This is a genomic window from Pseudomonas sp. ASL4 (assembly GCF_056680395.1).
In genome coordinates this window covers 3,937,889-3,957,181 of record NZ_CM155280.1, presented here as the reverse complement: position 1 = coordinate 3,957,181, position 19,293 = coordinate 3,937,889, and the positions used below count along the sequence as shown (strand labels likewise).

The 19,293-nt window shown below is 59.5% G+C and carries 14 protein-coding genes; 6 read left to right on the top strand and 8 right to left on the bottom strand.

Annotated features, from left to right (window positions below; translation table 11 throughout):
- Window positions 1–126: 126 nt before the first annotated feature.
- The 6 genes from AC1MEW_RS17835 to AC1MEW_RS17810 all read right to left on the bottom strand — a co-directional run bounded on the left by AC1MEW_RS17835 (window position 127) and on the right by AC1MEW_RS17810 (window position 6,764).
- A complete protein-coding gene (locus tag AC1MEW_RS17835) occupies window positions 127–2,397 on the bottom strand; it encodes a xanthine dehydrogenase family protein molybdopterin-binding subunit (protein WP_201257559.1) in 2,271 nt (756 codons plus the stop codon).
- Window positions 2,394–2,858, bottom strand: coding sequence for a (2Fe-2S)-binding protein (locus AC1MEW_RS17830; protein ID WP_201257560.1), 465 nt, complete (start codon window positions 2,856–2,858; stop codon window positions 2,394–2,396). The genes AC1MEW_RS17835 and AC1MEW_RS17830 overlap by 4 nt, the downstream gene beginning before the upstream one ends.
- Window positions 2,855–4,129: a c-type cytochrome gene (locus AC1MEW_RS17825; protein ID WP_480423043.1), complete on the bottom strand. Its 1,275-nt coding sequence runs from the start codon at window positions 4,127–4,129 to the stop codon at window positions 2,855–2,857. Before AC1MEW_RS17825 ends, AC1MEW_RS17830 begins: the two co-directional genes overlap by 4 nt.
- 373 nt (window positions 4,130–4,502) lie before the next feature.
- Window positions 4,503–5,483, bottom strand: coding sequence for a LysR family transcriptional regulator (locus AC1MEW_RS17820; protein WP_322268763.1), 981 nt, complete (start codon window positions 5,481–5,483; stop codon window positions 4,503–4,505).
- Between the two features lie 166 nt (window positions 5,484–5,649).
- On the bottom strand, window positions 5,650–6,129 hold the full coding sequence (locus AC1MEW_RS17815; RefSeq protein WP_201204136.1) for a YbjN domain-containing protein: 480 nt from the start codon (window positions 6,127–6,129) through the stop codon (window positions 5,650–5,652).
- Window positions 6,130–6,323: 194 nt separating this feature from the next.
- Window positions 6,324–6,764: a carboxymuconolactone decarboxylase family protein gene (locus tag AC1MEW_RS17810; RefSeq protein ID WP_201203067.1), complete on the bottom strand. Its 441-nt coding sequence runs from the start codon at window positions 6,762–6,764 to the stop codon at window positions 6,324–6,326.
- A 205-nt stretch (window positions 6,765–6,969) separates the two neighbouring features.
- Here AC1MEW_RS17810 and pdxR point away from each other — a divergent pair, with 205 nt between their 5' ends.
- The 4 genes from pdxR (at window position 6,970) to AC1MEW_RS17790 (ending at window position 10,384) form a co-directional block, all read left to right on the top strand.
- Entirely contained in the window at window positions 6,970–8,403 is a 1,434-nt protein-coding gene (gene pdxR / locus AC1MEW_RS17805) for a MocR-like pyridoxine biosynthesis transcription factor PdxR (protein WP_480423040.1), read from the top strand.
- Between the two features lie 123 nt (window positions 8,404–8,526).
- Window positions 8,527–8,820 (top strand): putative quinol monooxygenase, encoded by a 294-nt coding sequence (locus AC1MEW_RS17800; RefSeq protein WP_201203058.1) that lies wholly within the window; start codon window positions 8,527–8,529, stop codon window positions 8,818–8,820.
- 235 nt (window positions 8,821–9,055) lie between these two features.
- Window positions 9,056–9,454 carry a cupin domain-containing protein gene (locus AC1MEW_RS17795; protein WP_201203057.1) on the top strand — a complete coding sequence of 133 codons (399 nt, stop codon included), beginning with the start codon at window positions 9,056–9,058 and terminating at the stop codon, window positions 9,452–9,454.
- A gap of 231 nt (window positions 9,455–9,685) precedes the next feature.
- Window positions 9,686–10,384 carry an ATPase gene (locus AC1MEW_RS17790; RefSeq protein WP_201257563.1) on the top strand — a complete coding sequence of 233 codons (699 nt, stop codon included), beginning with the start codon at window positions 9,686–9,688 and terminating at the stop codon, window positions 10,382–10,384.
- Window positions 10,385–10,576: 192 nt separating this feature from the next.
- Here the strand turns inward: AC1MEW_RS17790 and AC1MEW_RS17785 are convergent, their stop codons facing one another.
- The gene (locus AC1MEW_RS17785) at window positions 10,577–15,472 is read right to left on the bottom strand and encodes an NAD-glutamate dehydrogenase (RefSeq protein ID WP_201203055.1); all 4,896 of its coding nucleotides are present in this window, start codon (window positions 15,470–15,472) and stop codon (window positions 10,577–10,579) included.
- Between the two features lie 459 nt (window positions 15,473–15,931).
- On the bottom strand, window positions 15,932–17,431 hold the full coding sequence (locus tag AC1MEW_RS17780) for a hypothetical protein (RefSeq protein WP_347340469.1): 1,500 nt from the start codon (window positions 17,429–17,431) through the stop codon (window positions 15,932–15,934).
- A gap of 254 nt (window positions 17,432–17,685) precedes the next feature.
- Between AC1MEW_RS17780 and AC1MEW_RS17775 the strand changes: the two genes are divergently transcribed.
- Together AC1MEW_RS17775 and AC1MEW_RS17770 are read left to right on the top strand one after the other, a co-directional pair.
- Complete coding sequence (locus tag AC1MEW_RS17775; protein ID WP_480423038.1) at window positions 17,686–18,039, top strand: hypothetical protein; 354 nt, start codon at window positions 17,686–17,688, stop codon at window positions 18,037–18,039.
- Window positions 18,040–18,333: 294 nt separating this feature from the next.
- Window positions 18,334–19,293 (top strand): AAA family ATPase, encoded by a 960-nt coding sequence (locus tag AC1MEW_RS17770; RefSeq protein ID WP_003218556.1) that lies wholly within the window; start codon window positions 18,334–18,336, stop codon window positions 19,291–19,293.

Here is a 19,293-nt window from a genome sequence, read left to right as displayed (position 1 = left end):
GTACGCGGAATTTGCGGACGGCGCCAATCTACTGTGGGAGCGGGCTTGCTCGCGAAAGCGGTTTCACATCCCACATCAATGTCGGCTGACACTCCGCCATCGCAAGCAAGCCAGCTCCCACATTGGTTACACACGCGAACTGTCGGCGCGCAATACCTCATGCCAGCCCTTGCGCGCCAGTGGCAGGTGCAGCAGCCGCTGGCCCGTGGCGTTCGCCATGGCATTGCCCAACGCCGCAGCCATCGGGCCCTGGACAATTTCTGCGGCGCCGAGGAATGCCTCACCCGGTTGGTCAAGCAGGTGCACTTCGACCTGCCGAGGCAGCGCCGGGAAACGGATGATCGGGTAACCACTCCAGTCATAACTGCGCACACCTTGCGGGTCGTATTCGACCTGCTCGTACAGCGTCCAACTGGCCGACTGGATGATCCCGCCTTCCACCTGATTACGCAGGCCGTCCGGGCTGACGATTTGCCCGACATCCACTGCGGTCACCACCCGATCGATCACCACTTCACCGGTCTGTCGCTGCACATGCAACTGCACGGCTATCGCGCAGTAGCCCATGATGTTCTTGTACCGGGCGAACGCGAAGCCGATGCCGCTCCCCGGTCCTGGAGCCTTGTGCGGCCAGCCGAATTCCTTTGCGACCCGCAAGATCACCGCCTGGGCCCGAGGATCAGTCAAATGCTGCAAGCGAAATTGCAACGGATCCTGTTGCGAGCGTGCGGCCAGTTCATCAACGGCGGCTTCGATCGCGAACACATTGATGTGCGCGCCCAGGGAGCGCATTGCCGAGGTCCGGAAAGGCATTTTCAGCAGGAAGTTCATGTTGATCTGGCTGTTAGGGATGTCGTAAAGCGGCACTGCGTTGCGATCGCCATCCCCTTCAGGTTGAGCAATAGGCACCGAGGGCGCCGGTGCGAAGGGTTTTGCCAACAGCCATGCCGGCAACAAACGCCCGGCATTGACGATGCGTTCGTTGTGGGGGGTGGTCCAGAGTTCGTACGTCCAGTTCTGCAATTTCCCCTGGGCGTCCAGCCCGGCGTCGAGTTCGGTCAGCATCGCAGAACTGTAGGGTTCCCAGAGATTTTCCTGCTCGCGCATCCATTGCACCCGCACCGGTTTACCCGGCATGGCCATCGCGATCAACGCGGCATCAGCGGCGGCATCGTCAGCACCGTTATGCCCGTAGCAGCCCGCTCCTTCGACATGAATACAACGGACCTTTTCAAGCGGCAGGCCGAGCAGTTCGGCGATGCCGGCGCGCAACGGGTAAACGCCTTGGGTGTGGGTCCAGACCGTCAACCCGCCAGCCTCGAACAAGGCCAGCGAACAGGAGGGGCCAATGGAGCCGTGCATCAGGTATTGCTTGGTCACCCGCGCCTTGTATTGATGCCCGGCCGACTGACTGACGGCGCCTTTGTTGCTCACCGGATAACGTCGTGCCGGCAGTTGGGTCAACAGTTCATGGATGTGTTGTGAGTCCGGCAACGGATTGCCCTCGGTCCAGCGCGCACTGGCGTAACCGGAACGCATGGCTTTGATCGCCTGCCACTCATCTTGTGCGACCACCGCCAGGTAGCTGCCATTACGCACCAGTTTGATAACCCCCGGCATCTGCTCAATGGCGCCCTGATCAAGTTCCAGTAACTGGGCGCCGCGTCTCGGCGGACGAATCACTCGGGCGTGCACCATGCCGGGCAGACGCATGTCCTGCACATAACTGGCACCACCGCTGACCTTGCCCGGGATATCGATCCGCGGCAGCGAATGGCCGATCTGAGTGAACGTATCGGCGCTCTTGAGCGGCGAATCGGCAATCGCGTAACGGTGCAATTGCACCCCCGCCACCGCTTGCACGTAGCTCATCGACAGTCCGCCGGTGCCATGGATCAACGCATCGCTGGTGCGAAGATCACCGACCTCCTGCTTCCATTGTCGCGCTGCCGACTCCAGTAGCAGCTGACGCACCTGAGCAGCGGCATTGAACAATGCCGTACCACTGTCGAAGATCGAGTGACTCCCGGCGGTGTAGCCCTCGTTAGGCGTCAGCGCCGTGTCCGCGGTCAGAAAACGAATCGAGCCAGGCGCGACATCCAGCCGTTCGGCCGCAATTTGCAACAGCGCCGTTTTGACCCCGGTGCCCAGCTCGACCTTGCCGGTGTAGACGGTAATGCCATCGCGCGCATCGATGCGAATCCAGGCATCCAGATAAGGATTGGTCTTCAAGCTGCCCGGCAGATCCGGCGCCAGCACTGTGGTCCCGAGGGTGTCGACCTCGGTGTCGGCAAAAGCATGGCGAGCCCCCGGCACCAAGGCGAAACCCACCACCAGTGCGCCGTTGATGAGGAATGAACGTCGACTCTGATCCATGCCATCCACGATGATTTTCATAGCTTCACTCCGCTGGCGACCACGGATTTGATTGCCGCGAGGATCCGCACATGAGTGCCACAACGGCACAGGTTCGGCGCCATGTGTTCGCGAATCTGTTGCTCATCCGGCGTCGGATTCACCTCCAGCAAGGCCTGGGCACGCACAATCATCCCGGCGATGCAGTAACCGCACTGCGCCGCTTGCTGCTCGATAAAGGCTTTCTGCAACGGGCCGGGCTGGTCGGCACTGCCGAGGCTTTCGACCGTACGCACCGGTTTCCCCGACGCGACCACCGCCGGCACCAGACACGAAAACACCGGTTTGTCGCCGAGCATCACCGTACAAGCCCCACACTGCCCCAGGCCGCAGCCATATTTGGCGCCGTTGAGTTCCAGGTGATTGCGCAGCGCGTAAAGCAGCGGCATGTCTGGATCGATGTCCAAGCGATGATCCTGGCCGTTGACGTTCAAGGTAATCATTTCGGCTCGCCTTCGCTGCGAATAGTTGTGACGGTTTTGTCCAGATTGGCCCACGGCCTGCCCGCGCAGCTTTGAGTGCGCAGATACTGCGCGAGGGCAACGAGTTGCTGGTCGTCCAGGCTGTCGGCAAAAGCAGGCATGTAATGGCTGGAGGTGCCCGTGGACAGCGGGATGCCTTCGAGCACGGTCTTGATCAGGTTGCGCGGGTCGTCCGCCTGCAATGCCGAAGTCATTGCCAGGCCGGGGCGGCCATCGACAGCCCGCATAGGCGCACCGTCACCGTGGCAACTGGCACAGGCCCCGGCGAAAATGGCGGCGCCTTCACTGGCAAGCGGCGCTGCGGGCTTCAGTGCCTGGCAAGGCGGCGCCGGCGGTCCATCGACGGTGCGCTGCAAACTCAAGAGGTAATCAGCGATAGCCTGGACGTCGCTGATCGGTACTTGCGCCAGACTCAGGCTCACGGGGAGCATCGGCCCCGCCGCACCGCCATGCTCACTGGCGACTTCGCCGCGCAGGTACGCGACCAACTGCATCTGAGTCCACGGGTTCGCGGCTGTGGCCATTCCTTTCAGTGTCGGAGCGTGCCAGCCATCGACGATGCCACCGTTGAACAGCTCGCTGCCCTTCTCGCCGCCGATCAGGTTGAGTGGCGAATGGCACGAGGCACAATGCCCGGCGCCCTCCACCAGATAACGTCCGCGGTTCCAGGTCGCCGACTGCGCGGGATCGTCCTGCGGCGGGTCGCCGTGCAGGAACAGCAGGTTCCAGAAAGACACCAACGGGCGGAAATTCATCGGGAACATCATGTGATTGTCCGGCGCAACGGATCGCACCGGGTCGACGCTCATGAGAAACGCATAAGCATCGCTGATGTCTCGATCAGTCATTTTGCTGTAGTGCACGTAAGGGAATGCCGGATAGAGAAAGTGTCCATCCCGCGCAATGCCTTTGCGCATGGCCCGAGTGAAGGCGGCTTCAGACCAGCGACCGATACCGGTGTCGCCATCCGGCGTGATATTGGTGGTGTACAACGTGCCAAACGGCGTCACCAGCGGCAAGCTGCCGGCCATGTAGGCACCTCCGGGGCGCGTATGGCAAACGGCACAATCACCTTGCTCGACCACTCGTGCGCCTCGGCTGGCACTGACCGCATCACTGACTGCTGGCTGCGTCAGCGGTGCGATGGCCGGCCGCCACATCATCACGCCACAAAAGGCCAGACCGGCCACCACGACCAACAGCCCTACGCCATAAAGTGTCCTGCGCTCCATCCTCTACCCCTTGCGTCTTGTGCTATTTCAGTGCGGCTCAACTCGCTCCGGGCCATTGCGCATGCCGAGACGCGCGGTGTTGCTGCTCGACGCCTCACGTTACGTAAAGGTTGCCGTTGGCAAAATCAGGTCGCTGCGCAACACAGCGTTGCGTGGGGCGCAACAGGCCGGTTTTCCAAGCGAATATCGAAAGGATAAATCTAGTAAGCGAGGCCGGATTTGTCTTGTACACCCGTGCTCACTGAGGGGCGCCAAGCCCCGTGGCCCGCGAGACACCGCAGGGGTTGAGAAATTATCGACAGGTGCTGGAGCCGCCGGATTAACTGAATCCCCAATCCCCTTCGGCAGCTCCTGCAGGGGGTCTGCGTTCAACTCAGGATTGGAACCACTCCCGCCGCTCGGCGAAGGTGTTGCGGATCAGTTGCGCAAGCATCTGCACTTCAGCCTCTTCGCCGGAGTCAGTATTCACCGCCAGCCATACCTGATGCTGCATCGGTTCGCTGAACAACCCCGGCAACGCAACAAGGCTACGATCGTAGCGGCTCATGTAACCGGGCAGCAGGCCAATGCAGGCGCTGCAGCGGATCATGTCGAGCATCAATTCATAGGACTGCAACGTCACCACCCCCGCCAGGCGTTGTTCCACCAAATTGTTCCAGGGCCGAAAACTCTCGATCTGACGTTCATGCTGCCATTGCACCAACATGAAATCCGCCAGGTCATCGACGCTATCCGGCCGGGACGTGACCCGGGAATATCGCTTGGCGATGTGCGGCAAGTAGTTCAGTTGAGCGAGGTGCTGCGGTTCACTGGTGGCGAATGTCGGGCCGGGCAGCGGCGAATCCCCGGCCGCCAGCCACAGCACCACGTCGGCGCTGATGGTTTGCAGGGCGAGTTCACTGTCCAGCGAGATGATCTCCAGGCGAATGCTGGCGTTGCGGCGCAGCAGCGCCACCAGGTCCCGGCCGAGGATGTCATGCAGCAACGACTCCGCCACGGCCAGGCGAATCGAACGCTGTTCGACCACCGGCAACTTGCGTTCATGCGCCAGAGCAGTCAATTGCTCGTGCAACTGCTGACCGTCGCGGCTGAGGGTCAGGGCGCTGCCCTGGAAGCTGAACAGTGAACGTTGCAAACGCTCCTCCAGTTGCGCCAGCTGCTTGCGCAGCAGCGTCGCCCGGACATTGAGACTACGCGCAGCCTGCATGAAACAGCCGCACCGGGCACTGACCATGAAGTACTGTGCGACCTCGTCCTCGATCCCGGCAGCGAGCGCCAGCCAGGGACCAGGCGTATGCGGCGGTGAACGGTAATCGGTAGTGCCCTGGCGTCCCGTGGACTCTATGAATGACATCGATGACTCCCTGTCGATCTTTGTTTGGTTTAAAGCATGTGCTCCCCCCTGTAGGAGGGAGGCTTGCCCGCAAAAGCGGTGGTTCAGCCAACATCATCGCGGAATGTGATGACATCTTCGCGAACAAGCCCGCACACATTGTGTCGGAGTCCTTCACCCTGCCTGGTTACAGTGCCGGAACCTCGTCTGCCGCCGCCTCGACGGTATCCGCCTGCGCCTGTAATTGCGCGGCGTTCTGGCTGTATTCACGCAGGTAAACGATGAACTCCTGCAGCAAGCGATCCCACAATTCCAGATTGCCCTTCAGGTGTTCGGCACTCACCCCCGCAGCCACCACCACGTCCATTTCCATCACCAGGAATTCCCCTTGCACCGATAACCGGGCAAACCGTCGCGAGGCGTTCCACAGTTCCGCCAGCCCGGCCGGCAATTCGCCTTGCACGCGCAACGCACAGCTGAAGGTGAAGTCGACGTAGCTGCCCTGCTCTGTTGCCGGGTTGCCGAAACGCACGGCGTAGCCGATGCCCTGGCTGGCACTGAGCAGTTGCACGATGCCGTTCTGTTCGGTCTGGTTGACCCGGTAACCGGCGGCTTGCAGCACGTCGGTCAGGGATTGCGGCGATACGTGGCTGATCAATTGGGTCATGTGGTTCATCCTTGGATTGAGTGAGCGAGCGCCGCCTGTGGCGCGTCGTGAAGCATAGACCGTTCTGCCACTTTGACACGGGACACCCATCCACTGTGGGAGCCTGCTCGCGAATGCGGTGGGTCATTCAGTATTGATGTGGCTGACAGTGCGCATTCGCGAGCAAGCTCGCTCCCACAGGGATATCGCAAGTTTCAGTCACTGGGGGTTTGGCGGAAGCTGACGGCCAGCCTATTCCAGCTATTGATGGTGGTCACGGCAATGGTCAAATCAACCAGTTCACCTTCACTGAACTGCTCTCGCGCCTGGGTGTAAACATCATCCGGCACATGGCTTTCAGAGAGCAGCGTCACCGCTTCAGTCCAGGCCAACGCCGCCCGTTCCCGAGGGTTGAAGAAGTTGCTGTCGCGCCAGACCACGACCGAATACAGACGCCGATCCGTCTCCCCCAAACGCCGGGCATCCACCGAGTGCATGTCGGTACAGAACGCACAGCCGTTGAGTTGCGAGGCGCGGATTTTGATCAGGTGCAGCAAGGCCGGTTCGATGCTCAGGTTGCCGGTCAACGCTTCCATGGCGATCATGGCTTTCATCGCTTTGGGCGACGCGCTGTAGTAGTCCAGACGCGGATTCATGGAAGGACCTCAGAGCGCAGATGGGTGTTTCCACGTTAGGCGCTGATAGATCGGCATTACAGATCCAATTCAACGAAAAACCCATGGACCACCCGCCAGCAGACCAATCCGGCGCTTTTCGCCTGCGCAACTTCTATGCGACGGCGCAATGGGGGTAATCTGGCGCGACCCACAGTCGCGTCACCGCCCCAGGAGCCCCGCCGGTATGGAACTTCATGTTGTGATCAACGGCCGCAAAGACCTGGCAGGCCAGTTGTACCAACAACTGCGCAGTGCCATCGAAACCGGCCGCCTGGCAGCGGGCACGCAACTACCGCCCAGTCGTTTGCTGGCGGAACAGCTGGGGATTTCACGCAAGACCATTTCCGACACGTACTCGCAACTGACCTACGAAAACTTCCTCACCGGGGTGACCGGCAAAGGCACGTACGTCAATGCGCGGCCGGCGAAAATCCAGCGCAAGCAGAGCCATTCGGAACTGGCCAGTGCCGAAGTCATCGAGTCCTGGCGAAACTTGCCGGTGTTCCTGCGCCACCCGACACTGGAAGGTTCGCTGCGCTACGACTTTATCGGTGGCGCCACCAGCAAGGGCCAATTCCCTCAGGACGATTGGCGGCGCTGCACCTCTCACGCCTTGCGGCAGATGGCCGGGGCCAAGGGCTTTTACAGCCTGCCCGAAGGATTGCCGGCGCTGCGCAATGCGATTGCCCGGCACATCGCGTTTTCCCGCGGGGTCAATTGCCAAGACGAAGACGTGGTGGTGTGCAACGGTGCGCAGCAGGCCCTGGACCTGATTGCCCGAGTGCTGATTCAACCCGGTAGCCTGGTGGCGATGGAAGACCCCGGTTATCCACCCGCGCGTCTGCTGTTCGGCAGCCACGGCGCCACAGTGGTCGGGGTGCCGGTGGACGCCGAAGGGATTCAAGTCGAGTTGATCCCGGATGGCACGCGACTGATTTACGTCACACCGTCGCACCAGTTCCCGCTGGGCATGCCGATGAGCCAGACGCGTCGGATCGCCCTGCTGGCAAGGGCGCATGAGCTGGGCGCGATCATCATCGAGGACGATTACGACAGCGAATTCCGCTATGAAGGCCGACCGACCGATTCGCTGCAAAGCATGGACGAGCGCGGCATGGTTGCTTACGTTGGCACGTTCTCGAAAACCCTGCTGCCGGAGTTGCGGCTCGGTTATACGATCCTGCCGCCGGCGATCCTTGAAGCGGTGATCCGCGCCAAGCAGCTTACCGACCTGCACACCTCGACCCTGCCGCAATGGGCCCTGGCCAAGTTCATTGCCGAAGGCTGCCTGCTCAAGCACATCCGTCGATGCCACACGATCTACGCCGGGCGCCGCGAGCGGATCCTGACGCGAATCACCGGTGATCTTTCACCGTGGTTTGAGGCCGTGCCGACCGTCGCCGGGTTTCACATGGTAGTGCTGTGCAAAGTGCCGATCGACACTGCGCTGGTCATCGAACTGGCCAGAAAAGTCGAAGTCGGGCTCTATTCCATTGAAGGTTTTTTCTATCAGCAAGCGCCACGCGCCGGGCTGCTCATGGGTTTCGGCGCCATCGAAACCCTGGACATCGACACCGCGCTAGACCGTTTAAGGGACATTTTGCAGCAGGTCGCCTGACACATTGGTGTGGGAGTTTATCCGGCGATTGGCTATTGGCGGTCCCCCAGTGCAGGCCTATTCTGCAAATGCGTTATCCCTCAATGAGCAGGATTCGTCCGGCCTGATTCAGGAGTGTGAGTAATGTCCAACGAAGTGATCAACACCGTACAGGTGCAGGCCGCCGCCGGCCGCTCGGAAGAACTGGGCAAGCAACTGCAAAAGATTGTCGAAACCCTGCGCGAACTTCCGGGCTGTGATTCCTATATGGTCGACCGCTGCCCCGAGGACAGCAACCGCTGGAACGTCAGCGCCCGCTGGCAATCGGAAGCGGCCATGCAATCGCATTTCAACTGCCCTGAAGTGCAGGGGTTTATTGGGTTGATCGACAGCCGATTGGCCAATTCCGTCGACTTCAACAGCTTTCCGATCGTGTAAAACCTTCCGACGCCTTCGCGAGCAAGCCCGCTCCCACAGATGATCGAGTTCCTACAGTGGAATGCGATCAAATGTGGGAGCGAGCTTGCTCGCGATGGCGTCTGTATTGTCGACCCAACTTTGTGCTCAGACCACTTCAATTGGTCCCCTCACCTTCCCGAAAATTGGCCGTTTTCTTGCCTCGACCCTCGGCTTACTGTGGTCCCTGACGACTAACCACCCCAGGTGATCAACCATGAAAGTTCTGAGTTTACTCGCCGCCCTGGCCCTGACCGTTTCCGCTTCGGCCTTCGCCCACGACCCTTCGGAAAAGGTCACCGTGCTGCAGGATGAACTGCTGCAAAACGTGCCTGGCAAAAAAGCCATGATGATTGAGGTGGACTACAAACCCGGCCAATCGTCCATCGCCCATAAACATGACGGCACGGCCATGGCGTATGTGCTCTCGGGGCAAATCACCTCTCAGGTCAAAGGCCAGAAGGCGATCACCTACAAGACTGGCGAGTACTGGTATGAACCGGCGGGCTCCGAGCATTTGATCTCGAAAAACGCCAGTGCAACCCAACCGGCCAAACTGCTGGTATTCATGGTGTTATCACCGGACGAGAAAGTATTGATCCCTTTGAATAACTGATGGCTGTTACATCAGCCATAAATAAACTGGCCCGAATGTACAATTCGGGCCTTTTTATGACTGCTCGCAATTAGCTTGAATCGTTTACATCAAACAAAACTATGACTCACTCAACAAGTGTACGCACAGACGGGTTCCATTCAGTGAATACAGGTTTAGTCTAAGTTCATCGCCGGTCGATACCGGCAATACTTAAACGTTCGCTTCACGCTGTTTCACTGGAGATACACCATGAAACTTGTGCTTGTTAGTACGTTAGCTGTCGCAGCGCTGTTAACCGGATGCTCCATTCCCACTGCACCCAAAGCGGTCTCCTCGCTCGATATGCCGGTCACTCGCTCCAGTGCCGCAAGCGTCGCCAGCGGCAGAACGGTGTCGCTGGGCATCCTCTACAGCCCGAGCACCCAGGCCAACCGCGATTACCTGCGCAACTACCAGGCCAACGCCGGCACCGGTTTCGGCCAGAGCCTGCTGGATCAGCCGATCCACGACGCCTACGTCAAGACATCCAACCCGGACTTTGCCGTGGATGGCGTCAAGGCCTCGTTGCAGCGCCAGTTCGGTTCGGTGACGGTCTATCCGGACATGCAAAGCCTGCGGGCTGCCAGACCCGACGTGGTTGCCATTGTCGATACCCACAGCCAATTGATGACTTCGCGCAGTTCGGATATCAAGGTGGATGTCAGCGCGAGCTTCTATGATTCGAAGTTCAATTACATCGGGACTGCCCAGGGCCATGACGCTAAATCATTGAGTCCTGTATGGGCCGACTTTAATCGCAGCGAAGAGATTGTGGCGGATATTAACCAGCAACAGGATGTGCAAGTTCGGGCGCTGCAGAAGTTTGACCAGTCGCTCAGTAATTTACTGACCAGACCGACAACTAATGTGTCGATGATCAGCAATAGCACGGATCAGAAGTTGTATTGAGGCGGATGGCCTCATCGCGAGCAAGCTCGCTCCCACAGTTGACTTTGGTGTACATAAATTGTGCATAAGACAGAGATCCCCTGTGGGAGCGAGCTTGCTCGCGATAGGGCCCGACCAGCCACCCCAAAACCCTCTGGCAAAAAAAAGCCCCCGCATCTCTCGATACAGGGGCTTTTTCATTCAGCGCCTAAATCAGGCCGCCGGTTCCAGCTCAAGGGCAGCAGCGACAGGCACTACCGCCTGACCGCTCAACGCCAGGTCCAGCAGTTCGCGGTTGGCGACTGCATACATGGCGTAGTCAGTGCCGCTCGCGGCACGGATTTCCACCAGCATGGCGCGCCAGCGCTCGATCATGCCTTCGTGCTCTTCCATCCACAGCGCCAGGCGTGTTTCCACGTCCTGGGTGCCGTCGCCCTGTTGCAGGACGGAGATGGTGATCGCACGTTGCTGCCAGTCCACATCATCGCGGAACGCTTCACGGGCCAAGGCCTGCCAGTTGTTTTCAACCGGCAGGGCGCTGATCTGTTGCAGGTACCAGGTGATATCCAGAGCGCTGCCGACAGCGAAGTAAGCCTTCGCGACGTCTGCTGCGTTCTGGCCAGTCACGTCGGCTGCTTCGATGATCGGCAGCAAGGTGTACAGGTGAGTGGTGCCTGCAACCATGCGCGCCAGCAATTCAGGTACGCCAGCCGCAACGTAAGCCTGATAACGGGTCTGCCAGCCTTCGCGGGTCGGGCCTTCCAGCAGTTCGTCGAGCTTGAGGCCCAGCGCTGCCAGATGTGGACCGAAGTGCGCGACGTCACGGGCAGCATTCTGCTCGTTGCGACGGCTACGCAGGAACCAGCGCGTAGCGCGACGGCCCAGACGCATCAGCTCGTCCATCAGCTCCAGTTGGACGTCAGCGGAAACCTGGTAGTCCAGGGCTTCGATCTGACGGAACCAGTGCGGGAGGTGGAAGATGTCACGCACGATCACATAAGCGCCGGCCACGTTCGCCGGGCTCATGCCGGTCGACTCTTTGAGTCGTTGAACGAAGGTGATGCCCATGTGGTTCACCAGATCGTTGGCGATCTGGGTGCTGACGATCTCGCGCTTCAGACGGTGACGACGCATTGCTTCGGAGAACTTGCTCACCAGCATCGGCGGGAAAGCGGTTTCCATGTCGCGGGTCAGGTAATCGTCGTCCGGCACTTGCGAGTTGAGCAGCGCTTCTTTGAGGTCGATCTTGCTGTAGGAGATCAGCACCGACAGCTCGGCACGGGTCAGGCCATGGCCTGCCGCAACGCGCTCGTTGATAGCCTCTTCCGCCGGCAGGAACTCGATGGCGCGATCCAGCTTGCCACGGCTTTCCAGATCGTTCATCAGGCGCTTGTATTCGGCAATCCGCGGCAAGGCGCGACGGGCGGCCAGGGACAGTGCCTGAGTCTGCTTGTAGTTGTTGCCCAGGACCAGGCCGCCGACTTCGTCAGTCATGCTGCCAAGCAACTGGTTACGTTGCTTCTCGGTCATGTCACCGGCCTGAACCACTTCGTTCAGCAGGATCTTGATGTTTACTTCGTGGTCGGAGCAGTCCACACCACCGGCGTTGTCGATGAAGTCGGTGTTGGAACCGCCGCCATTGAGGCCGAATTCGACACGACCCAATTGGGTCATACCGAGGTTACCGCCCTCGCCCACAACTTTGCAGCGCAGTTCGTTGCCGTTCACGCGCAGCGCATCGTTGGCCTTGTCGCCGACATCGGCGTGGCTTTCGGTGCTGGCTTTGACGTACGTGCCGATACCGCCGTTCCACAACAGGTCTACCGGTGCCTTGAGCAAGGCGTTCAGCAGTTCGGTCGGGGTCAGCTTGTCAGCCTGAATGTCGAAGCGCTCTTTCATCTGCGGGGAAATCGCGATGCTTTTCGCGCTGCGGGAGAAGATCCCACCGCCTTCGGACATGATGCTGGTGTCGTAATCCGACCACGCCGAACGCGGCAGATCGAACAAGCGCTGACGCTCGACGAAGCTGTTAGCCGGTTGCGGATTCGGATCGATGAAGATGTGCAGGTGGTTGAAGGCCGCGACCAGTTGCAGGGTCTCGGACATCAACAAGCCGTTACCGAACACGTCACCGGCCATGTCGCCGACGCCGACAACGGTAATGCTGTCTTTCTGAACATTGATGCCGCGCTCGCGGAAGTGACGCTGTACGCCAACCCACGCGCCCTTGGCGGTGATGCCCATTTTCTTGTGGTCGTAGCCAGCCGAGCCGCCCGATGCAAAGGCGTCGCCGAGCCAGAAACCGTAGTCGATGGCAATGCCGTTGGCGATGTCGGAGAAGGTCGCAGTGCCCTTGTCCGCAGCCACTACCAGGTACGGGTCATCATCGTCATGACGCACAACGTTGACCGGCGGCACCAGTGCGCCGTCCTTCAGGTTGTCGGTGATGTCCAACAGGCCCGAGATGAAGATGCGGTAGCAGGCGATGCCCTCGGCCGCGATCTCGTCCCGACCGCCGCCCAATGGCAGGCGACGCGGCAGGAAGCCGCCCTTCGCGCCCACAGGCACGATGACCGAGTTCTTCACTTGCTGGGCTTTTACCAGGCCCAACACTTCGGTGCGGTAGTCTTCTTCACGGTCGGACCAGCGCAGGCCGCCACGAGCCACGTTACCGAAGCGCAGGTGCACACCTTCAACGCGAGGCGAGTAAACGAAGATTTCGAACTTCGGTACTGGCTTCGGCAGCTCAGGAATCTGGTGCGGGTTGAACTTGAAGCTGAAGTAAGACTTGTTATGGCCGTGCGCATCGGTCTGGTAGAAGTTGGTGCGCAGGGTGGCCTTGATCAGGTCCAGGTAGCGACGCAGGATGCGGTCTTCGTTGAGCACCTGGACGTCGTCCAGGGCGGTGACGATGGCTTGTTCCAGACGTTGCTGCTTGTCTTCCAGATCGTCGCTGGCCAGTTTGCGCGCCAGGTAGAAACGGGTCTTGAACAACCGGGTCAACTCACGAGCGATGTCGGTGTGGTTGTTCAGGGTGCTGGCGATGTAGCCCAGGTCGAAGCCCAGACGAATCTGCTTCATGTAACGGGCGTAGGCACGCAGCAGCGCAACGTCGCGCCATGGCAGGCCGGCGGTCAGTACCAGACGGTTGAACGCATCGTTTTCGGCATCGCCACGCACGATGTGGACGAACGCGTCCTGCAAGGTGTCGTTGAGCTGCTGGATGTCGAGTTCCAGGCCTTCGGCAGCGGTGAACGCGAAATCGTGAATCCAGAACTCGCGGCCATTGTTGTGACGCAGGCGATACGGGAACTCACCCAGCACGCGCAGGCCGAGGTTTTCCAGGATCGGCAAGACGTCGGACAACGCCAGCGGCGTGTCGGCGTGGTACAGCTTGCAATGCAGTTCGCGCTGACCGGAGACCTGACCCAGCGGCTGATAGAAGCTCATCACCAGCGGGTTCTTTTCGTTCAGGCTCAGCAGGTGTTGCATGTCGACCACGGCCGAGTGCGCAGCGAAGCGCTCGCGGTAACCGGCCGGGAAGCCTTTCGGGAAGTCCGCCAGCACGTTGGTGCCGTGGGCTTCGCCGAAGCTTTCCACGACCAGGCTGGCGTAGTCGTCCTGCCAGCTGCGGCAGGCTTGAACCACTTCTTTTTCCAGCAGAACCGGGTCGATGTCCAGACGGTTCTTCGGGTCAACCCGCAGAATCAGTTGTACACGGGCCAGCACGGACTCGGAGAAGAAGGTCCAGAACTCGCAATCCGAGGCTTTCAGGCGATCCATCAGCACTTGCTGGATCTTCTGGCGCACTTCGGTGGAGTAGATGTCGCGCGGCACGTAGGCCAGGCAGTAGCAGAAACGACCGTACGGGTCTTTGCGCAGGAACACGCGGATCTTGTTGCGTTCCTGGATCTGCACAATCGACATCACGGTGCTGAACAGCTCGTCGACCGGCGTCTGGAACAGATCGTCACGCGGCAGTACTTCGACGACCTGCGCCAGTTCCTTGCCCAAGTGAGCCTTGGCCTGGAAGCCGGAACGGCGTTCGATTTCTTCGACCTTGCGGCGGATGTACGGAATGACCCGCACGCTCTCGCCATACACCGAGGAGGTGTAAAGGCCCATGAAGCGGCATTCCTTGATGACCTTGCCGTCGGCGTCGATCTCGCGGATCGACACGTAGTCCGGGTAAGCCGGACGGTGTACGCGGCTTGGGTGCGCAGCCTTGGCGAACGACAGCAGGGTCGGTTCGCGCAGGTAGTTCACGGCGTAGTCTTCGATGCGCAGGTCATCGTAGGTCAGGCCGGTACGCAGCAGTTTGGTCAGGCCGAGGAAGGAGTTCTGGTCGTACTCGATGTGGCCGCCGTCGGCCTGGTCGCTGACCACGAATTCTTCATAGCCCAGGAACGTGAAGTGGTTGCCCACCAGCCATTCCAGGAAGCTTTTGATTTCGGCTTTTTCTTCGCCATCGACTTTGAACTGGCTGTTGTCCAGGCCGGTCAGGATTTCCTGAACCTTGGCTTTCATTGGTTCGAAATCGGCGACCGCAACGCGGACTTCACCGAGAACCTGTTCCAGCTCTTTGCTCAGTACATTGAGCTCGGCCGCGTTGGCGCAACGGTCGATTTCCAGGTACATCAGCGATTCTTGCAGAATGCCTTCGCCATGGGTGCCCTTCGGCAGGATTTCCAGCAGCTCACCCTTGCTGCCGCGACGCACGCTCAGCACAGTGGTTTGCAAGGTATGGATGCTGTAGCCGCGACGGTTCAGCTCGGTACGCACCGAGTCCACGAGGAATGGCAAATCGTGGTGCAGCACTTCGACCGCAGTGTGGGTCGACTGCCAGCCGTGGCGTTCGTAATCAGGGTTGTAGACGCGCACTTGTGGTTGCGCGTGATCGAAGCGCTCAAGCAGGCGCCACGCAGAGAGGGTGCAGCCGGCGAGGTCGGACAACCGACGTTGAGTCAGCTCGTCGAGGGAAATGATGCCGAAAAATTGTTCAGCAAACAGCGCCACTTGTGGCAGTGCCTGTTCACTGATGTGCTGCGCCAGTGCCGCTTGCAGTTGGTGCTGGAAGTCGGCTTTGCTGGCTGCGGTGAAGAACGCCATCTGTGGTACTCCGCTTGGGCTTGTTATTGATGGAAGCGTCGCGTGCAAAACCCCTTTCGGGGCGATCCGTCACCCTGTTCCTGATTCTCGGGCAGAGGAAACAGGGAGACAGGTGGGTGAAGCTGGACGAGACACTCAGGTCACATTCACCTTCCAAGAATGGGTATCGGCAAAAGCGACTGTACGATGAATTGCACAATGCCTTTACGGGTATCCATTCGATGCGCAGCTTAACGAGTGCGACAACGTGCCTGCTTGCGGTGCTGCGACATATTCGGTCATCGGCACGCAGCTTGCGCCTTGTGCATCGGACAACACTAGCAGTCACGGGGCAAAATGGGTTGCCCGGCGCAGCAAATGCTTACTTGCAGCCCTGCTAAAGCCCGAAAACGACGACGCCCATGACCAAAGGACTGACCATGGACGTTTTCCGAGCTTTCTGAAGGAAGCGTGACCGGATCAGTCGATCAAGTCTTCAATGGCTTGAAATCTGCTCACGGTGGCACAGTCGTAACACAGCATTTTCACCGTCAGTTTGTCCATGCTGGCGTCTATGTTGCTTGAATCGCACTCACGGCAGAACAGCTGCAGGTGCCCTGTCAAATCCGTCCCGAACGTCGCCCCGGCGAAAAACTGCGGCACCAGCTCATCACGCCAGTAAATGCCCGGCGACTTGGAAAAACCGGCACCGCTGTCCTTGAGCACGACGTCATACAGTAAGCGATGCAAGGCCGATTGCGGGACTCGCGAATCACGATAAGCCGTTTTACGCCAGTTACGCGCCAGGGCATCCTGCGCCGTCCCCAACATATTGCCAGGAATGGTGTTGGACGCATGGGCGCGGCCCTTGGAATTACCGGTCTGGTAGAAATGCGCGGCATTTTTTACTGCCAGACGCGCGAAGTAGTAGATGTGGCTCACCGAGAAGTTCTGCAAAAGCTGCCCGACTACCGCCTCCGCTCGACTTTCAGCGGTGAAGGCGAAGCTCACCTCGTTGGCAAGCACGCGGATGTACTGGATAGATTCATCCCGGGCCAGGCTGAACATCAAAGCGTACAGTTCGCTTTTCCAGGTGGGCTGTACGCTGCCGGACAGTTCTTGATATAGCGCCAGATACAGTGCATCGCGGGCGCAATGTACGCCGCCATCCACTGCAACATTCGGCAACCATTGCACGGCGCAGAAATCGCTAATCCGATAGCCGGCCGTTCGGTCGAAGGCCTTGATGTCTGAATCAGGATCGACCAGCAACACACCCGACTCGAACAGGTTCTTCACCAAGTCTGCGCTGGTCTCGTCGTTGAGTGCCAAGTATTCGCTCCGGGTTCCAGCCTTGAGCGAGGAAATGCGGTCGGCACCGGCGCTGCTGCCGTCATCCAGCAAAGCGAGCAGTGCCAGCTTCTGGACGAATCCCAGTGCTGCATAGGATACGGGTGGCCGTTGTGTGCCATAACACTGCTCCAGTTCACAGCGGTCGCGTTGCGCCTGAGCCGCAATTTCCTGCTGGCGGACCTTGTAACACTCAGCGCACATACAAAGTGTGCGTCGTCCATAGTTGCCGGGCACATAGTAACGGTGCTCGCATCGTACGCATTTGAACGGATCGTGGATTGAGGCAGGGGTGCCTCTGGCGTGCCGACGAACCCACATGGGCAGGTCGCAATAGGGGCATGACAGGTCTTTGCTGACAATCGGCGGCAAGATTTTCAGCACACTGCGGACTGTCGAGGGAAGACCGAACGCCGCCAACAGTTCAGCAATTTTCTCACCGCTCAGGTAGCGCTGATACAGTTGCTCGACCTGCTCTTCAGACAAGTGCTTGATCTCATCTGCCCGCTCCAAATAGTGACTCATTGAAAGAGGTCCTTTTTTTCGTGGTTGTCTTCGCACTCCATTGCGTTCTAAACCGCAAAGTAAGGTAATGAATTCAATCGGGACAAGTAAAAAAGCCGACGGCACACGTTATTTTCACCGCTGTAAAACGCCCTACAGCCGCGACGGAAATGTCACAACGCTCGACGGGAAATGTCCCGAAGAAAAAACTTGCTTCATTCATCGGGCGCGGCGTTAGGCGAGTAGGACATTCATCGATCTGATAATACAAAGCGGGGTTTTCCAAGCGTCAGCCGCAGGTGTTGCAGCAGAATTTCTCCGGGGGTGGCAGAATCGCCCTTTGTTCGTCTTCACAATGCTCGTCGAGCCAGGAATTACCCATGCAAATGACCACCGCCCTCTTGATCGTCAACCCGTGCGATGACGAAGAAGACAACATGGCCATGCTCTGCTGCCACAGCGATGAGGGCGACATGTTCCTGATGACCCGCTACCCGGACGAGGACGCGCTGGACATCACCCTCGACGGCGAGCCATCGACTCTGGACGGGGTGAAAGTCACCCTCAGCCCTACCCGCCTGTTGATCGAAATCGCCGCTGGCGATGCCGATGCGCTGAATGGCGATGATTCTTTGGAAATCATTCACAACACCGATGCCAGTGACCTGGCGGAAGTGGAAGAAACCTTGCAGAACATTCTCAAGGGGACTGGCACCTATATAAGCGAGCTCTAAGCTTCAGTAACTCGGGTGCCTGAACCGGCCTCATCGCGAGCAAGCTCGCTCCCACAGTGGATCGGATGTGTCTGACAGAACACCATCAACTGTGGGAGCGAGCTTGCTCGCGATGAGGTCCGAAAGAACACCACCGCTCCTCCCACCTACAAATTTCAAACAATTCCCCCAGCCCTTTCCCGCACTTTGCGCAAAATGCCGTTAGTCGCCACCCCCCGCGATGCATTAAAGTAACGCCCCCAGCCCTGGCGTTATTTGAACGTCTTCGGTCACCCTTTCCAGGAACAGTCATCGATGGAACATCGTGAAGCGCTGCTTGCGCTGCGAACCTTTCTTTCAACGCAGATTCTCGGCCAGGAAAAACTCATCGAGCGTTTGCTCATCGCCTTGCTCGCCGACGGCCACATGCTGGTCGAGGGCGCCCCGGGCCTGGCCAAGACCAAGGCCATCAAAGAGCTCGCCGAAGGCATCGAAGCGCAGTTCCATCGCATCCAGTTCACCCCCGACCTGTTGCCGGCCGACATCACCGGCACCGAGATCTATCGCCCGGAAACCGGCAGCTTCGTGTTCCAGCAAGGGCCGATCTTCCACAACCTGGTGCTGGCGGACGAAATCAACCGTGCCCCGGCCAAGGTTCAGTCAGCCCTGCTCGAAGCCATGGCCGAGCGTCAAGTCAGCGTCGGGCGCAGCACTTACGAGTTGTCGCCGCTGTTTCTGGTGATGGCCACGCAAAACCCGATTGAGCAGGAAGGCACCTACCCGCTGCCCGAAGCCCAACTCGACCGTTTCCTGATGCACGTAAAAATCGGTTTCCCGGACGCCGCCGTCGAACGCCGCATCCTGCAACAGGCCCGTGGCGAAGCCCTCAACGGCGAAACCAAGCCTGAGCGCCGGGTCAGCCAGCAGGCGATCTTCGCCGCGCGCAAGGAAATCCTCGGTTTGTACATGGCCGACGCCGTGGAGGAATATCTGGTGCAACTGGTCATGGCCACGCGCACGCCGGCCAAATTCGACCCGGAGATGGCCGAGTGGATCGCCTACGGCGCCAGCCCGCGTGGTTCGATTGCGCTGGACCGTTGCGCCCGGGCTCACGCCTGGCTGGCCGGTCGCGACTTTGTCAGCCCGGAAGACATTCAAGCGGTGCTGTTTGACGTGTTGCGTCACCGCATCATCCTGTCCTTTGAAGCCGAAGCTGCTGGCATTGACCAGGACCGGGTGGTCCAGCGGATTCTCGACGTCGTAGCCGTCGCTTGA